This is a genomic window from Vibrio sp. 970 (genome assembly GCF_033339075.1).
The window spans coordinates 59,328-82,627 of sequence record NZ_JAWOTW010000009.1 but is presented as its reverse complement, the minus strand read 5'-3'; the positions used below and the strand labels follow the sequence as shown (position 1 = coordinate 82,627).

Below are 23,300 nucleotides of genomic sequence, written 5' to 3'. Positions count from 1 at the left end.
TGGCGCGTCCTGGAGGATTCGAACCTCCGACCGCCTGGTTCGTAGCCAGGTACTCTATCCAGCTGAGCTAAGGACGCGCAATTTTCGACATCGACTTTCGTCAACATCAGGGCATTACCCTTTAATAAGTGGCGCGTCCTGGAGGATTCGAACCTCCGACCGCCTGGTTCGTAGCCAGGTACTCTATCCAGCTGAGCTAAGGACGCGCAGATCTTCTTGCTAAGAAGTTGTGAAGTAAATCACATTCATTTCTTACGAAACAAAAAAAAGGCCATCGGGCCAGTCAATGAATGGCGGTGAAGGAGGGATTCGAACCCTCGATACGGGATAAACCGTATACTCCCTTAGCAGGGGAGCGCCTTCAGCCTCTCGGCCACCTCACCGTTTTCATTGTTATATCTCAAAAGAGATATGGCGCGTCCTGGAGGATTCGAACCTCCGACCGCCTGGTTCGTAGCCAGGTACTCTATCCAGCTGAGCTAAGGACGCACTTTTTGTTGATAAATCAACGTTGCAAGAATGGCGGTGAAGGAGGGATTCGAACCCTCGATACGGGATAAACCGTATACTCCCTTAGCAGGGGAGCGCCTTCAGCCTCTCGGCCACCTCACCGTCTTGCGGAGGCACATATTACGTTTTACCGAAAATATGTCAAACACTTTCTTTGAAAAAATCTACGAAACTGGCTTAACCGTTGCTGATTTAATCAAAGTGACTATTAAACGAACTTTATCACTCTATTATGATGAAAAAAAGAGAGTCTTCTCTGAAAAAAAGACATTTATTTTCAAATAACTTTCTGAAGTTCGAATCAACATTATTGATGAATTCACAGCCATACTCAACACAATAGTTTCTGCAAATTTTCAAAAACAGTAAAAACTAAAAAGGCCAACCCTTCGGTTAGCCTTTTTCATTCAAACTAAGCTCTGTAAACAGGAGCGACTTAGTAGTTACCTGAAGCAACGTTGCCATTGCCTTTTTCAGCTTGAATGCGCATGTAGATTTCTTCACGGTGAACTGAAACCTCTTTCGGAGCGTTAACGCCGATACGCACTTGGTTACCTTTAACACCTAGTACAGTTACAGTCACTTCATCACCAATCATCAGTGTTTCGCCTACGCGGCGAGTCAAAATTAGCATTCTTTGCTCCTTGAGTAATCTCTAAATTTTCTTGCTACAAAGCTATTATCCAACAAAAGTTATATTTTCGTAAACTACCTTGTTAGCGAAAATCAGCCTAAAAAGGCATGTTTTTGTTGAATGTTTAATGCTTCACTAGACGTAATGTAAGCATCATGCAGAATGTTTGCTGCTGTATCCACACATTCGGGTGCTAAAACTAGCATCATAGTGAGTGCATTCGTTGCGCTGAAATTGATCTCAATATCTCGCTTTGCCAACAAATCGCATGCGTGCTCTACCATTCCATTGGCCTCAAGCCCCACTGCGGTCAACAGGCTTACCACTTCACTATTACGGATTTTGTCGCTGAACACCAGATCGAACTTGGCACATGCATCTTGTTTTATCATGATGCCTGCCCGTTCTGTTTCCTCGATCACATTCCAAATGTCGATACCCAACATCTGACATTGTTTTGTAGCACTAGATAAATGTTCTTTATCGACTTCGATTATGGCAAGGTCACGTTGAATGGCTATACCAGAGACGGCTTGATTGCCTAACTCCCCCTTTACCAGACTGCCTTCATTAACATCAAATGTCGAAAGCACGCGCAGTGGCACATTATTCTTCCATGCAAATTGCACTGAAGGTAAATGTAATACTTTCGCGCCTCGGCTTGCCATCGCTTCCATGGAAGGAAAATCGATAACCGCCAATTTTCGCGCGTTTTTCACTACACGTGGGTCACAAGTATAAATACCATCAACGTCGGTAAAGATTTGACACTCATCAGCGCGCAATGCGCCTGCCAGTGCCACAGCGCTCGTATCTGAGCCACCTCGACCTAATGTGGTGATATCCCCGTTCTCATTCACACCTTGAAAGCCTGCAACAATCACGATTTGGTCTTGCTCAAGCAATCCCAGAATTGTCTTAGTATCAATGTGTTTAATCGTTGCGTCATTGTGTTGATTATCCGTCACAATATTCGCCTGTGCTCCGGTAAGCGAGCGTGCAGCATGACCCAATTTATTGAGTGTCATTGCTAACAGTGCCATTGACACTTGCTCACCAGCAGAGAGCAAAACATCAAGTTCTCGAGCTGTAGGCACGCTATCTATCTGTTTAGCGAGGTCCATCAGTCTGTTTGTTTCGCCTGACATTGCAGACACGACAACAACAACTTGATTGCCATCATTTTTCGCCTTAATGATGTGTTCAGCAACTTGGTGGATTCTTTCAATTGAACCCACGGAGGTTCCGCCAAACTTTTGCACGATAAGGGGCTTTTTCACCAGTCTTCACCTTCCCAAGACCGAAGTCTCTTTAGAACTGCTTACATCGTCAGTATTTCCTTTTAGAAAAATTATATAAGCAGTAGTTACAACAAAAACCAAATAGCCTAAATGACTCGGTTAACTTTTGGTCAATTAAACCACTTGGCTGCTAAAAAAAATTACGCTCAATCAAAGAAACTTGATTGAGCGTAATTTTAGTAGTTAAAAGCTTATAAGCGCTCTTCTAACCAAGGCTGAACTGTTTTAATTGCCTCTGGTAGTGCGGCTACATCAGTACCACCAGCTTGAGCCATGTCAGGACGACCACCGCCCTTACCACCGACTTGCTCAGCAATCATCTTAACTAGATCACCAGCTTTTACTTTACCAGTTAGATCTTTAGTCACACCAGCAATCAGGCCAACCTTGTCACCTGTCACGTTGGCAAGCAGTACGACACCAGACCCCATTTGGTTCTTGATGTCATCAACCATAGTACGTAGGTTCTTGCTGTCAGCGCCTTCAAGAGCTGCGACTAGAACTTTTGTACCATTGACTTCAACCGCTTTGCCCATGATGTTAGCGCTTTCTGCTGCCGCCATCTTATCTTTTAGCTTCTGCACTTCTTTCTCTAGCGCTTTTGCTTTCTGTGCAGATTCTGCCAGTTTCTCTTCGTACTTCGCGTTTTGAGCTTCAATCGCGTCTAATGCAGCCTCGCCTGTTACCGCCTCAATACGTCGAATACCTGCAGCAATGCCGCTTTCTGAAGTGATTTTGAATAGGCCAATATCACCTGTGCTTGATGCGTGAATACCACCGCAAAGCTCTGTCGAGAAGTCACCCATAGACAGTACGCGTACTTCGTCATCGTACTTCTCACCAAACAGTGCCATTGCGCCTTTCTTCTTAGCAGACTCAATGTCCATCACGTTGGTTTCAATCGTGTGGTTGCGACGAATTTGCGCGTTAACTAGACGCTCAACTTCTTTCAGTTCTGCTGCAGTTACGGCTTCTAGGTGTGAGAAGTCGAAACGTAGGTTGTCTGCCTTCACCAATGAGCCTTTCTGCGTTACGTGCTCACCTAAAACTTGGCGTAGTGCTGCGTGTAGCAAGTGCGTTGCTGAGTGGTTTAGAGAGATAGCTGCGCGACGCTCTGCGTCAACGATAGTTGCTACTTCATCACCTTTCGCTAGAACGCCTTCTGCCATTACACCGTGGTGCGCGATTGCGTTACCTAGTTTTTGAGTGTCCTCAACGCGGAATACACCAGACTCAGTACGGATTTCACCAGCGTCACCACACTGACCGCCTGACTCTGCGTAGAATGGTGTTTCACCAAGTACGATGATTGCTTTGTCGCCCGCAGATAGCGAATCTACTTCGTTGCCTTCAACGAACATCGCTGCGACAGAACTAGAGCCTTTAGTACCTGTGTAACCACAGAATTCTGTTTGCGTATCAACTTTGATTGCTGCGTTGTAGTCAGTACCAAAGTTACCCGCTTCACGCGCACGTTGACGCTGCTCTTCCATCGCTTTCTCAAAACCTTCTTCGTCGATTGCGAACTCACGCTCACGTGCAACGTCGTTAGTTAAGTCAGCTGGGAAGCCGTAAGTGTCGTAAAGTTTAAATACGGTTTCGCCGTCCAGTACTTTACCGTCTAGGTTATCTAATGCTTCGTTTAGAATCGCCATACCGCGCTCAAGTGTACGACCAAAGTTTTCTTCTTCGATACGCAGTACTTTTTCAACCACAGCTTGTTGACGCTTCAGCTCTTCACCAGCCGTACCCATGATGTCTGCCAGTACGCCAACCAACTTGTGGAAGAATGCACCTTGTGCGCCCAGCTTGTTACCGTGACGAACTGCGCGACGGATGATACGGCGTAATACGTAACCACGACCTTCGTTTGAAGGCATAACGCCATCCACGATCAGGAATGAACATGAACGGATGTGGTCAGCGATAACGCGTAGTGATTGGTTTGATAGGTCTTCGTAACCGATCACTTCTGCTGCTGCTTTGATAAGAGCTTGGAATACATCGATTTCGTAGTTTGAGTGAACTCCCTGCATGATTGCAGAGATACGCTCGATACCCATACCAGTATCTACCGATGGTTTGGGTAGCGGTTCCATAGTGCCGTCTGCGTGACGGTTGAACTGCATGAATACGTTGTTCCAGATCTCGATGAAACGGTCGCCATCTTCTTCAGGCGTGCCAGGACGACCACCCCAGATGTGCTCACCGTGATCGTAGAAGATTTCAGTACATGGACCACAAGGGCCAGTGTCGCCCATTTGCCAGAAGTTATCAGACTCGTACGGCTTGCCGCCTTCTTTGTCACCAATGCGAACAATACGATCTGCGGGCACGCCAACTTTCTTGTTCCAGATGTCAAACGCTTCGTCATCGGTTTCGTAAACAGTTACCAATAAACGATCCGCTGGCAGTTTAAGAACTTCGGTTAAGAATTCCCAAGCAAAGGAGATCGCATCTTCTTTGAAGTAATCGCCAAAGCTGAAGTTGCCTAACATTTCAAAGAATGTGTGGTGACGAGCAGTAAAGCCAACATTTTCTAGGTCGTTATGTTTACCACCAGCACGTACGCAACGCTGAGCCGTAGTCGCTCGAGTGTAGGCTCGTTTTTCTAAGCCTAAGAAACAATCTTTAAATTGGTTCATACCTGCGTTTGTGAACAACAGGGTTGGGTCGTTATGTGGAACTAACGATGAACTTTCTACGATTTGGTGTCCTTTGCTCTCAAAGAACTTGAGGAACGCGTTACGAACCTCATCAGTGCTCATGTACATGCAGCTCTTCCTGAAAATAGTCGAGTTAGAATTTTGCCGTATTGTAGATCATGCAAACAGCTGAGACTAGTTTTCTTGAGGAAAAGAGGGAGTAGGAGAAAAAATTTGAAGCAAAACAAAAATCAGTGCGGACGACTGACCGTTAATCTTCGTCCTCAAAGTTCAGCGCGTAGCTGATTTGGTCAAAACTGTAGCCACGATATTGCAGAAATCGCACCTGTTTAGCGTACTCTTTCTGGTCTTTGGCTTTAATACCTTTGAATTTCTTTTCTGCCGCCTGTTTAGCCAGTTCAAACCAATCTTGCGGCTCTTCAGCCATAGCTTGCTCAATCACCGATTCCGCAACACGCTTCTGGTTTAACTCTTGACGAATTCGACGCTCTCCATGTCCTTTGTATACATGCTGTCTAATTTGACTCTTCGCGTAACGTAAATCATCTAGATAATTATGGTCTAGGCAAAAATTAATTGCGATGTCGATGTCTGATTCTTCATAGCCCTTCATCGATAATTTTTGGTAAAGCTCATACTGACCATGATCGCGACGGCTAAGCAATTGGATAGCTGCCTCTTTGCTCGATAATGTTGGCGCCTGGCGTTTTTGGTACATGATGATCCTAAAAGTATTTTTGCTGTACAGGCTCTCAATGGCCTTTGTGATAATTCGATTTTTGATTTCAATAGATACAACAAAGCCCCGCATTGCAGGGCTTTGTCATTTATTAATCTATGAGAGATTAAAACTCTTCAGCTTGCTCTGGCGCTTCACCAGCTTCAGGCGCTTCCGCAAGTGCTGGCGCTAGCAACATTTCACGCAGTTTTGTATCGATAGTTTTAGCCACTTCAGGGTGCTCACGCAGGTAGTTACACGCATTCGCTTTACCTTGACCAATCTTATCGCCATTGTAGCTATACCAAGCACCGGCTTTTTCAACTAACTTGTGCTTCACACCTAGATCGACAAGTTCACCTTCGCGGTTAAAGCCTTGGCCGTACATGATTTGTGTGTTTGCTTCTTTAAATGGTGCTGCAATCTTATTCTTAACAACTTTGATGCGCGTTTCGTTACCTACGACTTCGTCACCTTCTTTGATTGCGCCAGTACGACGGATATCTAGACGAACAGAAGCGTAGAACTTAAGTGCGTTACCACCTGTTGTTGTTTCTGGGTTACCAAACATCACACCAATCTTCATACGGATTTGGTTGATGAAGATACACATACAGTTAGACTGCTTTAGGTTACCCGTTAGCTTACGCATTGCTTGAGAAAGCATACGTGCTTGCAGGCCCATGTGGCTATCGCCCATTTCGCCTTCGATTTCTGCTTTCGGTGTTAGTGCTGCGACAGAGTCGACAACCATAACATCGATAGCACCAGAACGTGCAAGTGCGTCACAGATCTCTAGCGCTTGCTCACCTGTGTCTGGCTGAGAAACTAGCAATGCATCGATATCAACGCCAAGTTTCTTCGCGTATACAGGATCTAGAGCGTGCTCTGCATCGATAAACGCACACGTTTTGCCTTCACGTTGTGCAGCAGCAATAAGCTCAAGGGTTAGCGTTGTTTTACCTGAAGATTCTGGACCGTAGATTTCTACGATACGACCCATTGGTAGACCACCAGCACCCAAAGCGATATCAAGAGAAAGAGAACCCGTTGAGATGGTTTCTACGTCCATTGCGCGGTTATCACCAAGGCGCATGATAGAGCCTTTACCGAATTGCTTTTCAATTTGACCTAGCGCAGCGGCGAGCGCTTTCTGTTTGTTCTCGTCCATTACTTTCTCCGATTTATTCATCTTCTTTGGGCGACGAATAGTAATTCATTTTTCTTAAGCAGAAGAACTGCTCAGCAATGAAAGTTATTATACTGTTGATTCATACAGTGTCCATACCTGTATGAAAAAAATTTGGCTGACCTAAAGTCATGATTTGCTCTAGCCCTTATCAATGCTGGGCTAAAACAATTTAAGAAATTCTAGAGTAGATGTTGATACAATTGAGTCAGCGCATGCTCGACCGCTTTTTTGCGAACTTCTGCACGGTCACCAGTAAAATGCATGGTTTCGACTTGCTGCCAACTTTGGTTATCAGCAAAAGCAAAGCAGACCATGCCGACTGGTTTCTCTTCACTGCCACCACCCGGCCCTGCAATACCACTGATGGACACACCGATGGTCGCATTGGAGTTTTTAATTGCACCCTGTACCATTTCAATCACAACTGGCTCACTCACTGCACCATGCGCTTCTAACGTTGAAGCTTGCACACCAAGCATCTCCATTTTCGCTTCATTACTGTAGGTGACAAACGCACGGTCAAGCCACGCTGAACTACCAGCAATGTCAGTAATGGCGGTTGCAACACCACCACCTGTGCATGATTCTGCGGTCGTTAAAAGATGCCCGTGTTTAGCCAATAATGCGCCTAAATCGGCACTCAATTTTGTTGTTTTTTCCATAGCCAAAATGCCCTTTGTCTCTTTTTACTTGATAGGGATTCACGTATCCTAAGCCGCTACGGAAATAAACAAAAGAACTTACCTGTGAAAGCTGAACAAAAACACACTCCGATGATGCAGCAATACCTCAAGCTAAAAGCTGAGAACCCAGAGATTTTGCTGTTCTACCGCATGGGCGATTTCTACGAACTCTTTTACGATGATGCCAAGCGAGCTTCTCAGCTTCTTGATATTTCATTGACCAAACGTGGTGCGTCTGCAGGTGAACCTATCCCAATGGCGGGTGTGCCATTTCACGCCGTAGAGGGCTACCTGGCAAAACTTGTTCAGCTTGGTGAGTCTGTGGCGATCTGTGAACAGATTGGCGATCCGGCCACCAGCAAGGGCCCGGTAGAACGTAAAGTTGTGCGTATCGTGACACCAGGTACTGTGACGGATGAAGCGCTGCTTTCTGAGCGTGTCGATAACTTAATCGCAGCAATTTACCATCACAACGGTAAGTTCGGTTATGCGACGCTGGATGTCACCTCTGGTCGCTTCCAACTGACAGAACCAGAAACTGAAGAAGCGATGACAGCCGAGCTTCAACGCACTGCACCACGTGAGCTACTGTTCCCAGAAGATTTTGAACCTGTACATTTAATGGCGAGCCGCAATGGTAACCGTCGTCGCCCAGTCTGGGAGTTTGAGCTTGATACGGCTAAGCAACAACTCAATCAACAATTTGGCACAAAAGATCTGGTTGGTTTTGGTGTAGAACATGCGTCCTTAGGGCTGTGTGCTGCTGGTTGTTTGATCCAGTACGTAAAAGATACTCAACGTACGGCTTTACCTCATATTCGCTCTTTAACGTTTGATCATCAGGATCAATCCGTAATCCTTGATGCTGCTACCCGACGTAATCTGGAAATTACTCAAAATCTAGCAGGCGGAACCGATAACACGCTCGCTGCAGTACTCGACCATTGTGCAACTCCGATGGGCAGCCGAATGCTGAAGCGTTGGTTGCATCAGCCTATGCGTTGCATTGAAACGTTAAACAATCGCCTTGATGCGATTGGTGAGATTAAAGAACAAGCTCTGTTTGCCGATCTTCAACCAACGTTAAAGCAAATTGGCGATATTGAACGTATCTTAGCGCGCCTTGCATTACGCTCTGCTCGCCCTCGCGATATGGCTAGACTTCGCAATGCCATGCAACAGCTACCAGAGCTAGAATCTGTCACCGCTTCTTTGACCCATCCGTACCTAACGAAATTGGCGAAGTATGCAGCTCCGATTGACGAAGTATGTGACCTGTTAGAACGCGCGATTAAAGAAAATCCGCCGGTTGTTATTCGTGATGGTGGCGTCATCGCTGAAGGCTACAATGCGGAACTCGATGAATGGCGAAAATTGGCAGACGGTGCAACAGAATATCTTGAGCAGCTTGAGCGAGATGAGCGTGAACGACACGGTATCGATACGCTTAAAGTAGGCTATAACAACGTTCATGGCTTCTTTATCCAAGTGAGCCGTGGCCAGAGCCATTTGGTTCCACCGCATTATGTACGTCGCCAAACACTCAAAAACGCTGAACGCTACATCATCCCAGAGCTTAAGGAACACGAAGACAAAGTACTTAACTCGAAGTCTAAAGCGTTAGCACTTGAGAAACAGTTGTGGGAAGAACTGTTTGATCTATTGATGCCAAACCTTGAGAAGCTGCAAAACCTAGCTTCTGCTCTGTCTCAGCTAGATGTATTACAAAACCTAGCAGAGCGTGCAGATTCGTTAGATTACTGCCGCCCAACGCTTGTGAAAGACGCAGGAATTCACATTCAAGCTGGCCGTCATCCAGTCGTAGAACAAGTAACAACAGAGCCGTTCATCGCGAACCCAATTGAGCTTAACCCAGCCCGGAAGATGTTGATCATCACCGGTCCAAACATGGGTGGTAAATCAACCTACATGCGTCAAACTGCGCTGATTGCATTGATGGCACATATCGGCTCTTATGTACCGGCAGAATCCGCACAGATTGGTTCTTTAGATCGTATATTTACTCGTATTGGTGCATCAGATGATCTTGCATCTGGCCGCTCGACCTTCATGGTAGAAATGACCGAAACAGCCAATATTCTTCACAACGCAACTAAGAACAGTTTGGTGCTAATGGATGAAATCGGACGCGGTACTAGTACTTACGACGGTCTGTCTTTAGCTTGGGCAAGTGCGGAATGGCTCGCAACACAAATTGGTGCGATGACCCTATTTGCAACTCACTACTTCGAATTAACAGAGTTACCGAACCAACTGCCAAGCTTAGCGAACGTTCACTTGGATGCCGTAGAACATGGAGATAGCATTGCCTTTATGCACGCAGTTCAAGAAGGTGCGGCAAGTAAGTCTTACGGCTTGGCTGTTGCGGGCTTAGCTGGCGTACCAAAAACGGTCATCAAAAATGCGCGTAACAAGCTATCTCAGCTAGAGCAACTGGGGCAAAACAGTGACACACCGCGTCCAAGTGCAGTAGATGTGGCTAACCAGTTGAGCCTGATTCCAGAGCCTAGCGAGGTCGAACAAGCTCTGTCAGGTATTGATCCTGACGACTTAACGCCACGCCAAGCTCTTGAAGAGCTGTATCGCTTGAAGAAGATGCTGTAAACAGACTCACACCAACGAGCAAAAAAGAAAAAAGGCTATGGGGAACCATAGCCTTTTGCGTATCTAGTGAAATACGGATTATTTAATCGTCTTCTACGTTAAACAAGTTTTCCATATTCAAACCTTGTTTGATTAGGACTTCACGAAGACGACGTAAACCTTCCACTTGTATTTGACGTACTCGCTCACGTGTCAGACCAATCTCTCGACCAACTTCTTCCAGCGTCGAAGGCTCGTAGCCTAGTAGGCCGAAGCGACGTGCAAGCACTTCTTTCTGTTTCGGATTCAACTCTTCTAACCAATGAATCAACGATGATTTGATGTCGTCATCTTGAGTCGAAACTTCTGGATCAGAGTTGTTTGCATCAGGAATAATATCCAGCAGCGCTTTCTCACCGTCACCACCGATTGGCGTGTCGACAGAGCTAATACGCTCATTAAGGCGTAACATTTTGCTTACGTCTTCGACTGGAATATCTAATTGAGCAGCAATTTCTTCTGCGGTCGGTTCGTGATCGAGCTTTTGAGAAAGTTCACGCGCAGTACGCAGATAAATGTTCAGCTCTTTCACTACATGGATAGGTAGACGGATCGTGCGAGTTTGGTTCATCAACGCTCGCTCTATCGTTTGTCGGATCCACCACGTTGCGTAAGTAGAGAAACGGAAACCACGTTCTGGGTCGAATTTTTCGACCGCTCGGATCAAGCCGAGGTTACCTTCTTCAATCAGATCGAGTAGTGCTAGACCACGGTTACTGTATCGACGAGAAATCTTAACAACCAAACGTAGGTTACTTTCGATCATACGTTTGCGTGCTGCTTCGTCGCCACGTAGGGCGCGTCTTGCGTAAAGCACTTCTTCTTCGGCAGTAAGTAAAGGTGAGAAGCCAATTTCGCCCAAATACAACTGAGTTGCATCTAAGCTTTTACTGCTCGCGTCAAATTCTTCACGCGCAGTCGCTTTGCTTTCTGTGGATGATGATCTTTCGAGTTCGTTATCAATGGTCTTCACTGACGCATTGTCAAATGCAAACTCTTCAACTTTGGTTACTGTGTTGCTGATACTCATAACGCCTCCCCCTGGCGAGTTAGCAAGACATGACAACTCAATATGTCGCTAAATGATGTCGCAAGTTGTTTTTCAAAGTTTTAAGGCAAATAGCGTTTTGGATTCACTGATTTACCTTGATAGCGAATTTCAAAGTGTAGTTTGACCGACTTTGCACCTGAACTACCCATGGTGGCGATTTTTTGTCCGCTTTTTACGCTTTGTCCTTCTGTGACCAGCAGTTTGTCATTATGTGCGTATGCGCTTAAATAATTGTCGTTATGCTTTACTATAATTAAGTTGCCATAACCTCGTAGCGCATTGCCTGAATAAACGACTGTGCCGGCTGCGGTTGAAACGATAGGTTGACCACGCTGTCCTGCGATGTCGATACCTTTATTTCCCTGTTCTCCCGCCGAAAAGTTCTTGATTACTCTCCCTTTTGTTGGCCACAACCACTTTGAGACTTTATCACTCTTTGCTGTGGTAGTTGGCGCTTTTTGCTTCACTTTTTGGTTATCTTTTGAACCAACATACTCCTTTGTTTTCGATTGTTCAACCTTCTTTGGAGGCTGTTTTTGTACGACTTTAGGCTTAGTCTCTGTAGGTTTTTGACTAGAGTTTTTACTCGAAGGTTTAGGTTTAGAGGCTGTTGATGTTTTCGTCACTGGAGCTGGGGGGGTCGTAACAACAGGAGCCACAACGGGTTCAACTTTTTGACCATATTTAGGGGCGACATATTTCGGAGCCCAAAGTTTTAGCCTCTGTCCTGGGTAGATAGTGTAAGGCTGAGTTAACTCATTGTAACGAACAAGATCATTTACATCTTTATCTGTGACATAAGCTATGAAGTAAAGCGTATCGCCTTTTTTTACCTCATAATAACTCCCTCTGTAACTCCCTCTTTCAAGGCTTGAATAGTCTTTTTTTAGGCTAGAGACAGGTGCAGGGGAATGCGCTGCACAACCAACTAGTCCTGCAGCAAACACAAAGCTAATACCAATATGACGTAGTAACTTATTCACCTATCCCTAACCCTTAAGCTAAATCACCCGCAACCAGAGGTACGAACCGAACCATTTCTACAACGGTAGAGAGATATTCGTCTCCCTTACGCTCTATTTTTAATAACTGTTGCTCCGTATCTCCAACAGGAATGACCATTTTGCCGCCATCTCTTAATTGTGAGAGAAGAGCTTGGGGAATCACTTCAGCGGCAGCGGTAACAATAATAGCATCGAAAGGACCTCTCGCTTCCCAGCCCTGCCACCCATCAGCATGCTTAGTTGAAACATTGTAAATATCCAATTGCTTCAGGCGACGCTTTGCTTCCCATTGCAACGATTTAATTCGCTCAACGGAGTATACATGATCAACAATTTGCGCCAGTACCGCGGTTTGATAACCCGATCCCGTTCCGATTTCCAGAACACGACTCGCCGGCTCTAGCTCAAGCAACTCGGTCATACGCGCAACGATATAAGGCTGAGAAATAGTTTGTCCCTGACCAATTGGTAACGCATTGTTATCATAGGCTTGGTGCATCATCGCTTGAGAAACAAAGCTTTCTCGTGGCAAGCGTTGGATAGCATCCAGAACTCTTTGGTCTTTGATGCCACTGGAGATAAGAAACGCTATCAACCTGTCAGCATGTGGGTTACTCATTACTTCTCTTCCTTTAACCAACTATCCATAGCACGCAGCGACTCGTGAGCGGTGAGATCAACTTGCAGAGGCGTCATTGAAACTCGGCCATGCTCAATTGCATAAAAGTCCGTGCCCTCTCCTGCATCTTGCTCCTTTCCTGGTGGCCCTAACCAATAAATGTCATGGCCTCTCGGATCTTTCTGCTTGATCATATTCTCTGCGTGATGACGTGCACCTAAACGCGTAACTTCAATTTCACCTAAATTCTCTGATGGTAAGTCAGGCACGTTTACGTTCAGTAGACGATTCGTTGGAATCGGCGACGCTAAATGCTGTTGTACAATGTGACGTGCAATTTTAGCGGCGGATTCGAAATGTCGCTTACCCACTAGAGAAAAAGCCACCGACTGAACGCCAAGGAAATGACCTTCCATGGCGGCTGCTACTGTTCCAGAATAAAGAACATCATCACCCAAATTAGCGCCATGGTTGATTCCTGACAGAACAAGATCAGGCAAATCATCTTTCATTAGCTCATTCAGCGCGAAATGCACACAATCCGTGGGCGTGCCTTGCACTGAGTAGATATTTGGGGCAATTTCAGTCACGCGTAATGGTTGTTCTAATGTGAGTGAATTCGAAGCACCTGAACGATTTCGATCAGGTGCGACAATGGTCACTTCGGCGATATCTCTCAACTCATCAGCGAGGGCATGAATCCCTTGTGCATGAACACCATCATCATTGCTGATTAAGACTCTTAAGGGCTTCGGGTTTCGTGAATCCTGTTCCATTAGTATTCTCTTTCTACTTCAACCTCATTAACTAACTCACGAACAATAGAGGTCGCAAAAGATCCCGCATCCAGTGAGAAAGTCAGCGTAATGTTGTTACCTTCAACCGTCCAAGCTAAATCTTTTGGCTTCAGCGCAATATCGCGACGATCGTGGCGCATGCGATTACCACTAATCAACGCCATGAGGTCAGGCTCTTCGTCTAAAAACGGTTGCTCTAATGCCAGAGCCTCGGCTTGAGTAGGCAGTGCATTATCGCCAGCAAGCGCAGCGGTAATTGCCGCTTCACCTTGTGCAAATTGCACTTGCAAATCAGTGATGTTGTTTGCATCAATCAACTGAGTGCCAGAATTCGTCTGTGCAATGTCACCATCAATGAACTTATCAAACACACAATTCTCTAGACGAGCTGAAACGATGCGGTTGAAAATCCACGAACGAGCTGCTGATAAATACATGCTTCGCTTGTTTTGATTGCGGGTACGAACGTTTTCGCGTCCCCATCGACGTGCTTCTTCAAGGTTGTTGCCATCGTTACCAAAACGCTGACTACCAAAGTAGTTTGGCACGCCAACTTGTTTCACTTTTTCAAGACGTTGCTCTACATCCGCTATATCTGTCACTTCAGACAAAGTAACCACGAACTCGTTCCCTACTAGGTCACCAGGACGCAGTTTTTTATTGTGACGATCTGTTGCAAGGATTTCGATACTTGGGTATTGAGCCAAAAACGCTGAAAAACCTGGCGTTTCACCTTTCGGTAAATGGACACTTAACCACTGTTCCGTCACCGCATGACGGTCTTTAAGACCCGCCCAGCTAACGTCTTTCGACTTAACACCACAGGCTTTCGCTAACTCGTTAGCAACGAAGCTGGTGTTCTCGCCCGTTTTACGGATACGAACCATTAGGTGCTCGCCTTCGCCCGTAAAGGCAAAACCTAAATCTTCGCGAACCTGAAAATGCTCTGGCTGCGCTTTAATTTTTGCCGATGCAACTGGCTTACCCGTTAGGTAAGCCAATGAAGATAAAATGTCTGACATGATGTGTTTCCGCTGATATCACAGCTTAGGGGAGCAAATTGCTAGTTATTGCTTAAACAGAAGTACAACGGCTTCCGTTGCAATGCCTTCTTTGCGTCCAGTAAAACCGAGACGTTCTGTCGTCGTCGCTTTTACGTTAATGTTACTAATGTCGGTTTCTAGATCTTCGGCTATCGCCGCACACATTGCGTCAATGTGTGGTGCCATTTTAGGCGCTTGTGCCATGATGGTTACATCAGCATTGCCAAGACGGTAGCCTTGCTCTTTAACTCGACGGTAAACGTCTTTCAGTAATTCACGACTGTTTGCGCCTTTCCATTTATCATCCGTATCTGGGAAATGACGACCAATATCGCCGGCAGCAATCGCGCCCAGTAGAGCATCCGTTAACGCATGCAACGCTACATCGCCATCTGAGTGAGCAATCAAACCTTGTTCGTAAGGAATCGCTACACCACCGATAATTACCGGACCTTCACCGCCGAATTTATGTACGTCGAAACCATGACCAATTCGAATCATTTTCTATCCTTTCTTATTCGCCGCGCTCACGGCTTAGATAAAACTCGGCTAACGCAAGATCTTCTGGCTGAGTGATTTTTATATTGTTCGCATTCCCTTGAACTAAGGCTGGCTTCTCGCCTAGCCATTCCAAAGCCGAGGCTTCATCGGTAATGGTTACACCCTGTTCTAATGCGTCAGCCAGTGCTTGAGTAAGCTGCTGAGTTTTAAACATTTGTGGAGTCAGTGCATGCCACAATGCTTCTCTATCTACCGTATGATCGATATCTTGTACTGCGTTTGCTCGCTTCATTGTATCTCTCACAGGAGATGCGAGAATGCCACCCGTTGAGTGAGCGCAGCAAACATCAATCAAACGGTCAATGTCGGATGTTAATACACATGGCCTTGCAGCGTCGTGAACTAATACCCACTCGCTTTCCAGATGCTCATTGACATAGTTTAGCCCTGATAACACAGAGTCTGCTCTTTCTTTACCACCAGCTACACGAATCACATCTGGGTGCTTAGCAATGGACAATTCTGGGTAATATGGGTCGCCGTAAGTAATGGCAACGACAACCTTAGAAATATTTGGGTGAGAAAGCAGTTTCTCTACGGTATGTTCCAGTACCGCTTTACCTTCGATCAATAAATATTGCTTAGGGCGATCTGCCTTCATTCTGCTACCCACACCCGCAGCAGGCACAATTGCGATATGCGATGAGTTCATATCCAACATTTTAATGGTTTTCCTCACCTATAATGCGGTAAAAAGTCTCGCCATCTTTAACTAAACCGAGCTCATGACGCGCACGTTCTTCAATCGCATCAAGACCTTGCCTTAAGTCATCAATCTCAGCGAACATTTCATTGTTGCGAGCTTGTAGCTTGCTGTTCACTTGTTGCTGAACTTCAATTTCATCTTTTACTGTGTAGTAGTCAGACACTCCGTTTTTACCAAACCATAGAGTGTATTGAAGCAAGCCAAACAGTAGCGTAAGGGCTATAACAAAGATTCGCATATCGCTGCTAACATTCTGTACCGGAAGGAATTAGATAAGGTGACATATATAGCATAAATGCGAGGTTGCCTCTAGGGGAGAAAGGGAGACTCACACGCTCCTTACAAGAAATAAGCAGCAAAATGAAACAAGCTCATAGGAAGCGCTCCTTACCCATGACCAAAGTAAGAGCCAAAAATACAAACTTATAAATACAAAAAAACCGCCGTAGCGATGGTTTCAAAAAGCTATTTAGCGAAACTTTACTCAATAAGAATTAAGCTTGACCTTTAACTTCTTTAAGACCGCTTACTTGAAACATGGACTTAGCGCTTCCGTTATATAAAAAAACACCCCGCCAAAGCAGGGTGTTTTAAAAGCTTTAAGTTAAGCTGCTAATTCAGTGAAGAATTAAGCTTGACCTTTAACTTCTTTAAGACCGTTGAAAGGAGCGCGCTCACCTAGAGCTTCCTCGATACGGATTAGCTGGTTGTACTTAGCAACACGGTCAGAACGGCTCATAGAACCAGTTTTGATTTGACCTGCAGCTGTACCTACCGCTAGGTCAGCGATAGTTGCATCTTCAGTTTCGCCAGAACGGTGAGAGATTACTGCTGTGTAACCTGCGTCTTTAGCCATCTTGATTGCAGCTAGAGTCTCAGTTAGAGAACCGATTTGGTTGAACTTGATAAGAATAGAGTTAGCTACGCCTTTCTCGATACCTTCAGCAAGGATCTTAGTGTTAGTAACGAATAGATCGTCACCTACTAGTTGAAGCTTGTCACCTAGTAGTTCAGTTTGGTGCTTAAAGCCATCCCAGTCAGACTCGTCTAGACCGTCTTCGATAGAAACGATTGGGAATTGGTTAGCTAGCTCAGCTAGGTAGTGGTTGAACTCTTCAGAAGTGAAAGTTTTACCTTCGCCTTTCATGTTGTAGATGCCAGCTTCTTTGTCGAAGAACTCAGATGCAGCACAGTCCATAGCTAGAGTTACGTCTTTACCTAGTTCGTAACCAGCAGCTGCAACAGCTTCTGCGATAACTTCTAGAGCTTCAGCGTTAGATTTAAGGTTAGGAGCGAAACCACCTTCATCACCAACTGCAGTGCTGTAGCCTTTAGACTTAAGAACTTTAGCTAGGTTGTGGAATACTTCTGCACCGATACGTAGACCTTCTTTAAGAGTCTTAGCGCCAACTGGTTGGATCATGAACTCTTGGATGTCAACGTTGTTGTCTGCGTGCTCACCACCGTTGATGATGTTCATCATTGGTAGAGGCATAGAGAACTGACCTGCAGTGCCGTTTAGCTCAGCGATGTGCTCGTATAGAGGCATGCCTTTCGCAGCAGCAGCAGCTTTAGCGTTTGCTAGAGAAACAGCTAGGATAGCGTTAGCACCGAATTTAGATTTGTTTTCAGTGCCGTCTAGTTCGATCATTACTGCGTCGATTGCAGCTTGGTCTTTAGCGTCTTTGCCAACTAGAGCTTCAGCGATTGGGCCGTTTACAGCTTCAACTGCTTTAAGAACACCTTTACCTAGGAAACGTGCTTTGTCACCGTCACGTAGCTCAAGAGCTTCGCGAGAACCAGTAGATGCGCCAGATGGAGCTGCCGCCATACCTACGAAACCGCCTTCTAGGTGTACTTCAGCTTCTACAGTTGGGTTACCACGTGAGTCGATGATTTCACGACCTAGAACTTTAACGATCTTAGACATTAATGTTTCCTCTCGTTTCAAATATAAATGTCAATCTTAAAGGGCAGCAGCACAACCTTCGCCGCCGCCCGTATCCTTTTACTTCTCGAATTCGCCGCGTGCGTTTTGGCCCGCAGCCTTAACAAAACCTGCAAACAATGGATGTCCATCGCGAGGAGTCGAGGTGAATTCTGGGTGGAACTGAGCCGCTACAAACCATGGGTGAGCTGGGTTCTCAATCATTTCCACTAACTTCTTGTCCGCAGATAGACCTGATACTTTTAGGCCTGCTTTTTCGATTTGCGGACGAAGCACGTTATTCACTTCGTAACGGTGACGGTGACGTTCATGGATCGTCGCGCTACCGTACAGTTCACGAGCTTTAGTCCCTTTCTCTAGGTGACACAGCTGTGAACCAAGACGCATCGTACCGCCTAGGTCAGACTTTTCAGTACGCTCTTCTACGCTACCTGATTCGTCTACCCACTCTGTGATCAAACCTACCACAGGGTACTTAGTCTCTTTGTTAAATTCTGTTGAATGTGCACCTTCCATACCCGCAACGTTACGCGCGTATTCGATTAGTGCAACTTGCATACCCAAACAAATACCTAGGTAAGGCACGTTATTTTCACGTGCATATTGAGCCGCACGGATCTTGCCTTCAATACCACGATCGCCGAAGCCACCTGGTACTAGGATTGCGTCCAAACCTTCTAGAAGTTCAACGCCTTTTGTTTCGATATCTTGTGAGTCTACATACTTAATTGTGACGCTTAGGCGGTTTTTCAAGCCAGCGTGTTTAAGCGCTTCGTTCACAGATTTGTATGCATCTGGTAATTCAATGTATTTACCAACCATACCGATGGTTACTTCACCAGTAGGATTTGCTTCTTCGTAGATAACCTGTTCCCATTCAGAAAGGTCTGCTTCAGGAGCAGTAATACCAAAGCGAGCACACACAAGGTCATCTAGCCCTTGAGATTTAACCAACTGAGGGATCTTGTAGATAGAGTCTACATCCTTCATTGAAATTACTGCTTTTTCTGGAACATTACAGAACAGTGCGATTTTTTTACGCTCATTCGCAGGAATAACGCGATCGCTACGGCAAACTAGGATGTCTGGCTGAATACCGATAGATAGAAGTTCTTTTACAGAGTGTTGCGTCGGCTTAGTTTTCACTTCGCCCGCTGCCGCTAGGTAAGGAACAAGTGTTAGGTGCATGAACATTGCGCGCTCACGGCCTAGCTCAACAGCTAGCTGACGAATCGCTTCCATAAATGGTAGTGATTCGATATCACCAACAGTACCGCCAACTTCAACGATAGCCACATCATGGCCTTCAGAACCTGCAATAACGCGATCTTTGATTGCGTTAGTGATATGAGGGATAACTTGAATAGTTGCGCCTAGGTAGTCACCACGACGTTCTTTACGAAGTACGTCGGCATAAACACGACCTGCAGTGAAGTTGTTACGCTTGGTCATCTTGGTACGGATGAAACGCTCGTAGTGACCAAGGTCAAGGTCAGTCTCTGCGCCATCTTCTGTAACGAACACTTCACCGTGCTGAGTAGGGCTCATTGTGCCCGGGTCAACGTTGATGTAAGGGTCAAGCTTCATCATAGTCACTTTAAGACCACGAGCTTCTAGAATAGCCGCAAGAGATGCTGCTGCAATACCTTTACCTAGAGAGGATACAACCCCGCCAGTAACAAAAATGTAATTTGTCGTCATGTTTAACCTGAAATTGGTTGAATGAGGGAAATGGAGTGCTTCTGGACGGGAGATAAATATACCAGAAGCTCCTTACCGCCACAACGTGAAATCTATCACACCGTAATTTTTTATTTTTTGCTTCAAATCAAAGTGAGCAAAGACAAACCAAAGTCCGTTTTCGTGTAACCAAACAAGCTGACCTTATATTATGTATTCTGCCAGTTTACCTCTGCCTCGATTCTTCTTGTTTTACTTCATCCCAAAAATGGTCAAGTTCTGATAAAGAACAATCTGTAAGTACTTTGCCTGACTGCTGGACCTTGCCTTCAACTTGTTTAAAACGTCGCGCAAACTTTACGTTTGCTTTTCCTAGTGCGACTTCTGGGTTTTTATCAAGGTGGCGAGCCAAATTGACAGTCGCAAATAGCAAATCACCGAGCTCCAACTCAACTTTCTCTTCATCGGGCTGAACTTGCAGTGCCTCTTCCATGACTTCGTCAATTTCTTCTCGTACTTTATCGACAACCGGGCCAAGTGAATCCCAATCAAACCCAAATTTTGCACATTTTTTCTGAATTTTTGTAGCACGAGAAAGTGCCGGCAAAGAGTTTGGTATTGAGTCTAGGATACTTTCTTCCGCTTTGCCTACTAGGGCTTTTTCTTTTGCTTTTTCCGCTTCCCAGTTCGCGTTAATTTCCTCGTCAGATTCAAACTCAACATCTGAAAAAACATGCGGGTGGCGACGAGTCAGTTTTTCGTTCACGGTTTCGACGACATCCGAAAAGTCGAACAGCTCTTGCTCTTTCGCTAGCTGACTGTAAAAAATCACCTGAAACAACAAATCCCCTAGCTCTTCTTTTAGATTGGGCCAATCTCGATTTTGAATCGCGTCCACCACTTCGTAGGTTTCTTCTATAGTATGCGGAACGATGGTGTCAAAGGTTTGTTTTAAGTCCCAAGGGCAACCGTTTTCTGGGTCACGCAACTTCGCCATGATTTGTTCTAACTGTTCAATTGGATGACTCATTTTTTGTTCCTTTAAACCTTTCTATTAAAGAAAAAGGTGAGCAGCCAAAACCACTCACCTTCCACATTGTATTTTCTCAGCAGCTTTCACTAAGTAATTGTTACTTTGACAAGGCAACAAATTTTCGCGACTCCTGAGCATGGTTCACCATGTGATGGAGCAAGTGCGTACAGTCAACAACGCTATAACGATAACTATGACGAGAGTTTTAGCCGAGGCGTTTCACCGTCATGACATCCTTGATCTGTTCCACGCGCTTCGAAACCCGCGAAAGCACCTCAATATTGGTGACTTCTAGGTCAAAGTCCATGATGGCAAGTTGACGTCTGTAGTCGACTCGGTTCTTCATACTGGTCACTTTGATCTTTTCGTTGGCGAACAGTGTCGTAATGTCTTTGAGTAGACCACCTCGCTCCATCGCTTCAACACGCACGGTGAGGATGTATGACCCCACAAAGCCGCTGCCCCAGACTGTATCGATGATGCGCTCTGGCGCATGATGGCGCAGTTCTTCTAACTGTTCACAGTCACTACGGTGTACTGAAATCCCACGACCTTGCGTTATGTAACCAGAGATATCGTCACCTGGAATTGGCTGACAGCAACGTGCTAGATGTGTCATTAGGTTATCGACGCCTTCTACTACAACTGCGTCTTTTTTCGGTCGGCTTTGCGCGGGTGATTTATGCTCAGCTTCTTGCAGTTTTTCCAGTGCTTGCTGGTCTTCTTCCTCTGCCGTTGGCTTGTTAACTAACGCGTTGATATGGTTAATGATTTGATTGATGCGCAAATCACCGCTACCTACCCCAACATACAATTCATCTGGTGTTTTGACGTTAAACCGCTTGAGGGCGTAATGCTCTGCATCTTTTAACGTTGCGCCAATTTTGGCTAACTCATGCTCAAGGATTTCACGACCTGCTTCGAGGTTCTTCTCACGGCTTTGTTTTCGGAACCAGGCGTTAATTTTGGCACGCGCACGACCAGAATGAACGAAGCCTAATGATGGGTTTAACCAGTCACGTGATGGGTTAGGTTCTTTCTGAGTGATAATCTCGACTTGGTCACCCATATGTAATTTATGCGTGAACGGCACAATACGACCTCCGACTTTGGCACCGATACAACGGTGTCCCACTTCGGAGTGAATGTGATAGGCAAAATCTAGCGGCGTTGCCCCCATTGGCAAATCGACAACATCACCACGTGGTGTAAAGGCATAAACACGGTCATCAAAGACTTGGCTACGCAGCTCATCGAGCATTTCGCCAGAGTCAGACATTTCTTCTTGCCAATCCAGTAGCTTACGCAGCCACGTGATCTTCTCATCATAACCGCTTCGGCTGCTTGCCCCTTCTTTATATTTCCAGTGCGCGGCAACACCCAGCTCCGACTCTTCATGCATTTGCTTGGTACGAATCTGGATCTCGATGGTTTTGCCTTCTGGCCCTAGAATTACGGTGTGGATCGATTGATAACCGTTTGGTTTAGGGTTAGCAACGTAGTCATCAAACTCGCTCGGTAGGTGCTTGTATTTGGTGTGAACTACACCCAAAGCCGCGTAACAGTCTTGCAGTTTGTCTGCGATGATACGTACTGCTCGAACATCAAACAGCTCATCAAAGGCCAAACTCTTCTTCTGCATTTTTCGCCAAATGCTGTAGATGTGCTTAGGTCGACCACTCACTTCGGCATTGATGCCCGACACTTCCATTTCGTGCGTGAGGTCTTCAACAAAGTCTTTGATGTACTGTTCACGAACGATGCGTCGCTCAGAAAGCTGCTTGGCAATTTGTTTGTAAGTTTCCGGCTGTTGGTAGCGGAAAGCGTAATCTTCAATTTCCCATTTCAGCTGACCGATGCCTAATCGGTTTGCTAGCGGCGCATAGATGTTGGCACACTCTTTTGCCGCCGCACGTCGAACTTCATCAGGCGCTTTTTTAACTTCAATAAGGTTACAAATTCGCTCCGCAAGCTTGATAACCACGCAGCGGAAGTCATCCACCATGGCAAGCAGCATGCGGCGTACGTTATCTACCTGAGATGACGCTGCACTGCCTTCCATGTTGACGTTGAGTTGGCCAATAGCAGCCATTTCTTCAACGCCGTCGATTAATTTTATGATTTCTTTGCTGTATTTCTCTTCCAGAATTTCTCTGTTAAAAGCACCACTTGAAACCAAAGGAAACAGTTGAGCAGCCACTAAAGTGGCTTGATCCATAGACAAGGTGATCAAAATTTCGATCATTTCTCGTCCACGCCACAACAACAGCTCCGCTTGCTCGTTATCAGCTAATACCGTCTGGCAATCTCGATATACTTCGATTAAGCGTGAGGCTGTGTTTTTCTCTTGTCCTAGGCTAGCCACCCAGTTTTCGAGTTCAAACTGTTCATCTTGGTTTAAATGCGCGCTTCTTACCGCAACCATCTCATCATCCTAATTATTATATTCGTGTGGTTTGACTAACACCGTCCAGGTTAGTTCTTTTTACC

Annotated in this window: 19 protein-coding genes and 5 tRNA genes; 1 reads left to right on the top strand and 23 read right to left on the bottom strand. The window is 45.7% G+C overall.

Annotated features, from left to right (window positions below):
• From R7Q11_RS14705 to pncC, 11 genes are all read right to left on the bottom strand, one after another.
• A tRNA-Arg gene (locus R7Q11_RS14705) sits at positions 1–77 on the bottom strand.
• Positions 78–129: 52 nt separating this feature from the next.
• Positions 130–206 (bottom strand) — tRNA-Arg (locus tag R7Q11_RS14700).
• A gap of 85 nt (positions 207–291) precedes the next feature.
• Positions 292–383 (bottom strand) — tRNA-Ser (locus tag R7Q11_RS14695).
• 29 nt (positions 384–412) lie between these two features.
• Positions 413–489: transfer RNA gene (locus R7Q11_RS14690), tRNA-Arg, on the bottom strand.
• 31 nt (positions 490–520) lie between these two features.
• Positions 521–612 (bottom strand) — tRNA-Ser (locus R7Q11_RS14685).
• 334 nt (positions 613–946) lie between these two features.
• On the bottom strand, positions 947–1,144 hold the full coding sequence (csrA, locus tag R7Q11_RS14680) for a carbon storage regulator CsrA (protein ID WP_004415691.1): 198 nt from the start codon (positions 1,142–1,144) through the stop codon (positions 947–949).
• Between the two features lie 92 nt (positions 1,145–1,236).
• A complete protein-coding gene (locus R7Q11_RS14675) occupies positions 1,237–2,424 on the bottom strand; it encodes an aspartate kinase (RefSeq protein WP_005383803.1) in 1,188 nt (395 codons plus the stop codon).
• A 212-nt stretch (positions 2,425–2,636) separates the two neighbouring features.
• Complete coding sequence (gene alaS, locus R7Q11_RS14670; protein WP_005380872.1) at positions 2,637–5,219, bottom strand: alanine--tRNA ligase; 2,583 nt, start codon at positions 5,217–5,219, stop codon at positions 2,637–2,639.
• Positions 5,220–5,361: 142 nt separating this feature from the next.
• Positions 5,362–5,829: a recombination regulator RecX gene (gene recX / locus R7Q11_RS14665; protein ID WP_005383799.1), complete on the bottom strand. Its 468-nt coding sequence runs from the start codon at positions 5,827–5,829 to the stop codon at positions 5,362–5,364.
• A 127-nt stretch (positions 5,830–5,956) separates the two neighbouring features.
• Entirely contained in the window at positions 5,957–7,000 is a 1,044-nt protein-coding gene (gene recA, locus R7Q11_RS14660; protein ID WP_005380874.1) for a recombinase RecA, read from the bottom strand.
• 200 nt (positions 7,001–7,200) lie between these two features.
• The gene (gene pncC / locus R7Q11_RS14655) at positions 7,201–7,683 is read right to left on the bottom strand and encodes a nicotinamide-nucleotide amidase (RefSeq protein ID WP_017633544.1); all 483 of its coding nucleotides are present in this window, start codon (positions 7,681–7,683) and stop codon (positions 7,201–7,203) included.
• Between the two features lie 84 nt (positions 7,684–7,767).
• Between pncC and mutS the strand changes: the two genes are divergently transcribed.
• Complete coding sequence (gene mutS / locus R7Q11_RS14650; protein WP_017633545.1) at positions 7,768–10,329, top strand: DNA mismatch repair protein MutS; 2,562 nt, start codon at positions 7,768–7,770, stop codon at positions 10,327–10,329.
• 82 nt (positions 10,330–10,411) lie between these two features.
• On the opposite strand, the gene rpoS is transcribed toward mutS, so the two are convergent.
• From rpoS to relA, 12 genes are all read right to left on the bottom strand, one after another.
• Positions 10,412–11,398, bottom strand: coding sequence for an RNA polymerase sigma factor RpoS (rpoS, locus tag R7Q11_RS14645; RefSeq protein WP_005380887.1), 987 nt, complete (start codon positions 11,396–11,398; stop codon positions 10,412–10,414).
• A gap of 80 nt (positions 11,399–11,478) precedes the next feature.
• Entirely contained in the window at positions 11,479–12,402 is a 924-nt protein-coding gene (locus tag R7Q11_RS14640) for a peptidoglycan DD-metalloendopeptidase family protein (protein ID WP_017633546.1), read from the bottom strand.
• A gap of 13 nt (positions 12,403–12,415) precedes the next feature.
• Entirely contained in the window at positions 12,416–13,042 is a 627-nt protein-coding gene (locus tag R7Q11_RS14635; protein WP_005380892.1) for a protein-L-isoaspartate(D-aspartate) O-methyltransferase, read from the bottom strand.
• Positions 13,042–13,818: a 5'/3'-nucleotidase SurE gene (gene surE / locus R7Q11_RS14630; protein ID WP_047103164.1), complete on the bottom strand. Its 777-nt coding sequence runs from the start codon at positions 13,816–13,818 to the stop codon at positions 13,042–13,044. The genes R7Q11_RS14635 and surE overlap by 1 nt, the downstream gene beginning before the upstream one ends.
• A complete protein-coding gene (truD, locus tag R7Q11_RS14625; protein WP_225466544.1) occupies positions 13,818–14,861 on the bottom strand; it encodes a tRNA pseudouridine(13) synthase TruD in 1,044 nt (347 codons plus the stop codon). Before truD ends, surE begins: the two co-directional genes overlap by 1 nt.
• A 45-nt stretch (positions 14,862–14,906) precedes the next feature.
• Complete coding sequence (ispF, locus tag R7Q11_RS14620; protein ID WP_005380896.1) at positions 14,907–15,383, bottom strand: 2-C-methyl-D-erythritol 2,4-cyclodiphosphate synthase; 477 nt, start codon at positions 15,381–15,383, stop codon at positions 14,907–14,909.
• A gap of 13 nt (positions 15,384–15,396) precedes the next feature.
• On the bottom strand, positions 15,397–16,104 hold the full coding sequence (gene ispD / locus R7Q11_RS14615) for a 2-C-methyl-D-erythritol 4-phosphate cytidylyltransferase (RefSeq protein ID WP_137282365.1): 708 nt from the start codon (positions 16,102–16,104) through the stop codon (positions 15,397–15,399).
• A gap of 1 nt (position 16,105) precedes the next feature.
• On the bottom strand, positions 16,106–16,387 hold the full coding sequence (gene ftsB / locus R7Q11_RS14610; protein ID WP_005380907.1) for a cell division protein FtsB: 282 nt from the start codon (positions 16,385–16,387) through the stop codon (positions 16,106–16,108).
• A 390-nt stretch (positions 16,388–16,777) separates the two neighbouring features.
• Complete coding sequence (gene eno, locus R7Q11_RS14605) at positions 16,778–18,079, bottom strand: phosphopyruvate hydratase (RefSeq protein WP_005383785.1); 1,302 nt, start codon at positions 18,077–18,079, stop codon at positions 16,778–16,780.
• A 78-nt stretch (positions 18,080–18,157) separates the two neighbouring features.
• Positions 18,158–19,798 carry a CTP synthase gene (locus tag R7Q11_RS14600; RefSeq protein WP_132936931.1) on the bottom strand — a complete coding sequence of 547 codons (1,641 nt, stop codon included), beginning with the start codon at positions 19,796–19,798 and terminating at the stop codon, positions 18,158–18,160.
• A 205-nt stretch (positions 19,799–20,003) separates the two neighbouring features.
• Complete coding sequence (gene mazG, locus R7Q11_RS14595) at positions 20,004–20,807, bottom strand: nucleoside triphosphate pyrophosphohydrolase (RefSeq protein WP_005383780.1); 804 nt, start codon at positions 20,805–20,807, stop codon at positions 20,004–20,006.
• A 208-nt stretch (positions 20,808–21,015) separates the two neighbouring features.
• The gene (relA, locus tag R7Q11_RS14590) at positions 21,016–23,235 is read right to left on the bottom strand and encodes a GTP diphosphokinase (protein WP_005380915.1); all 2,220 of its coding nucleotides are present in this window, start codon (positions 23,233–23,235) and stop codon (positions 21,016–21,018) included.
• Positions 23,236–23,300 lie beyond the last annotated feature (65 nt).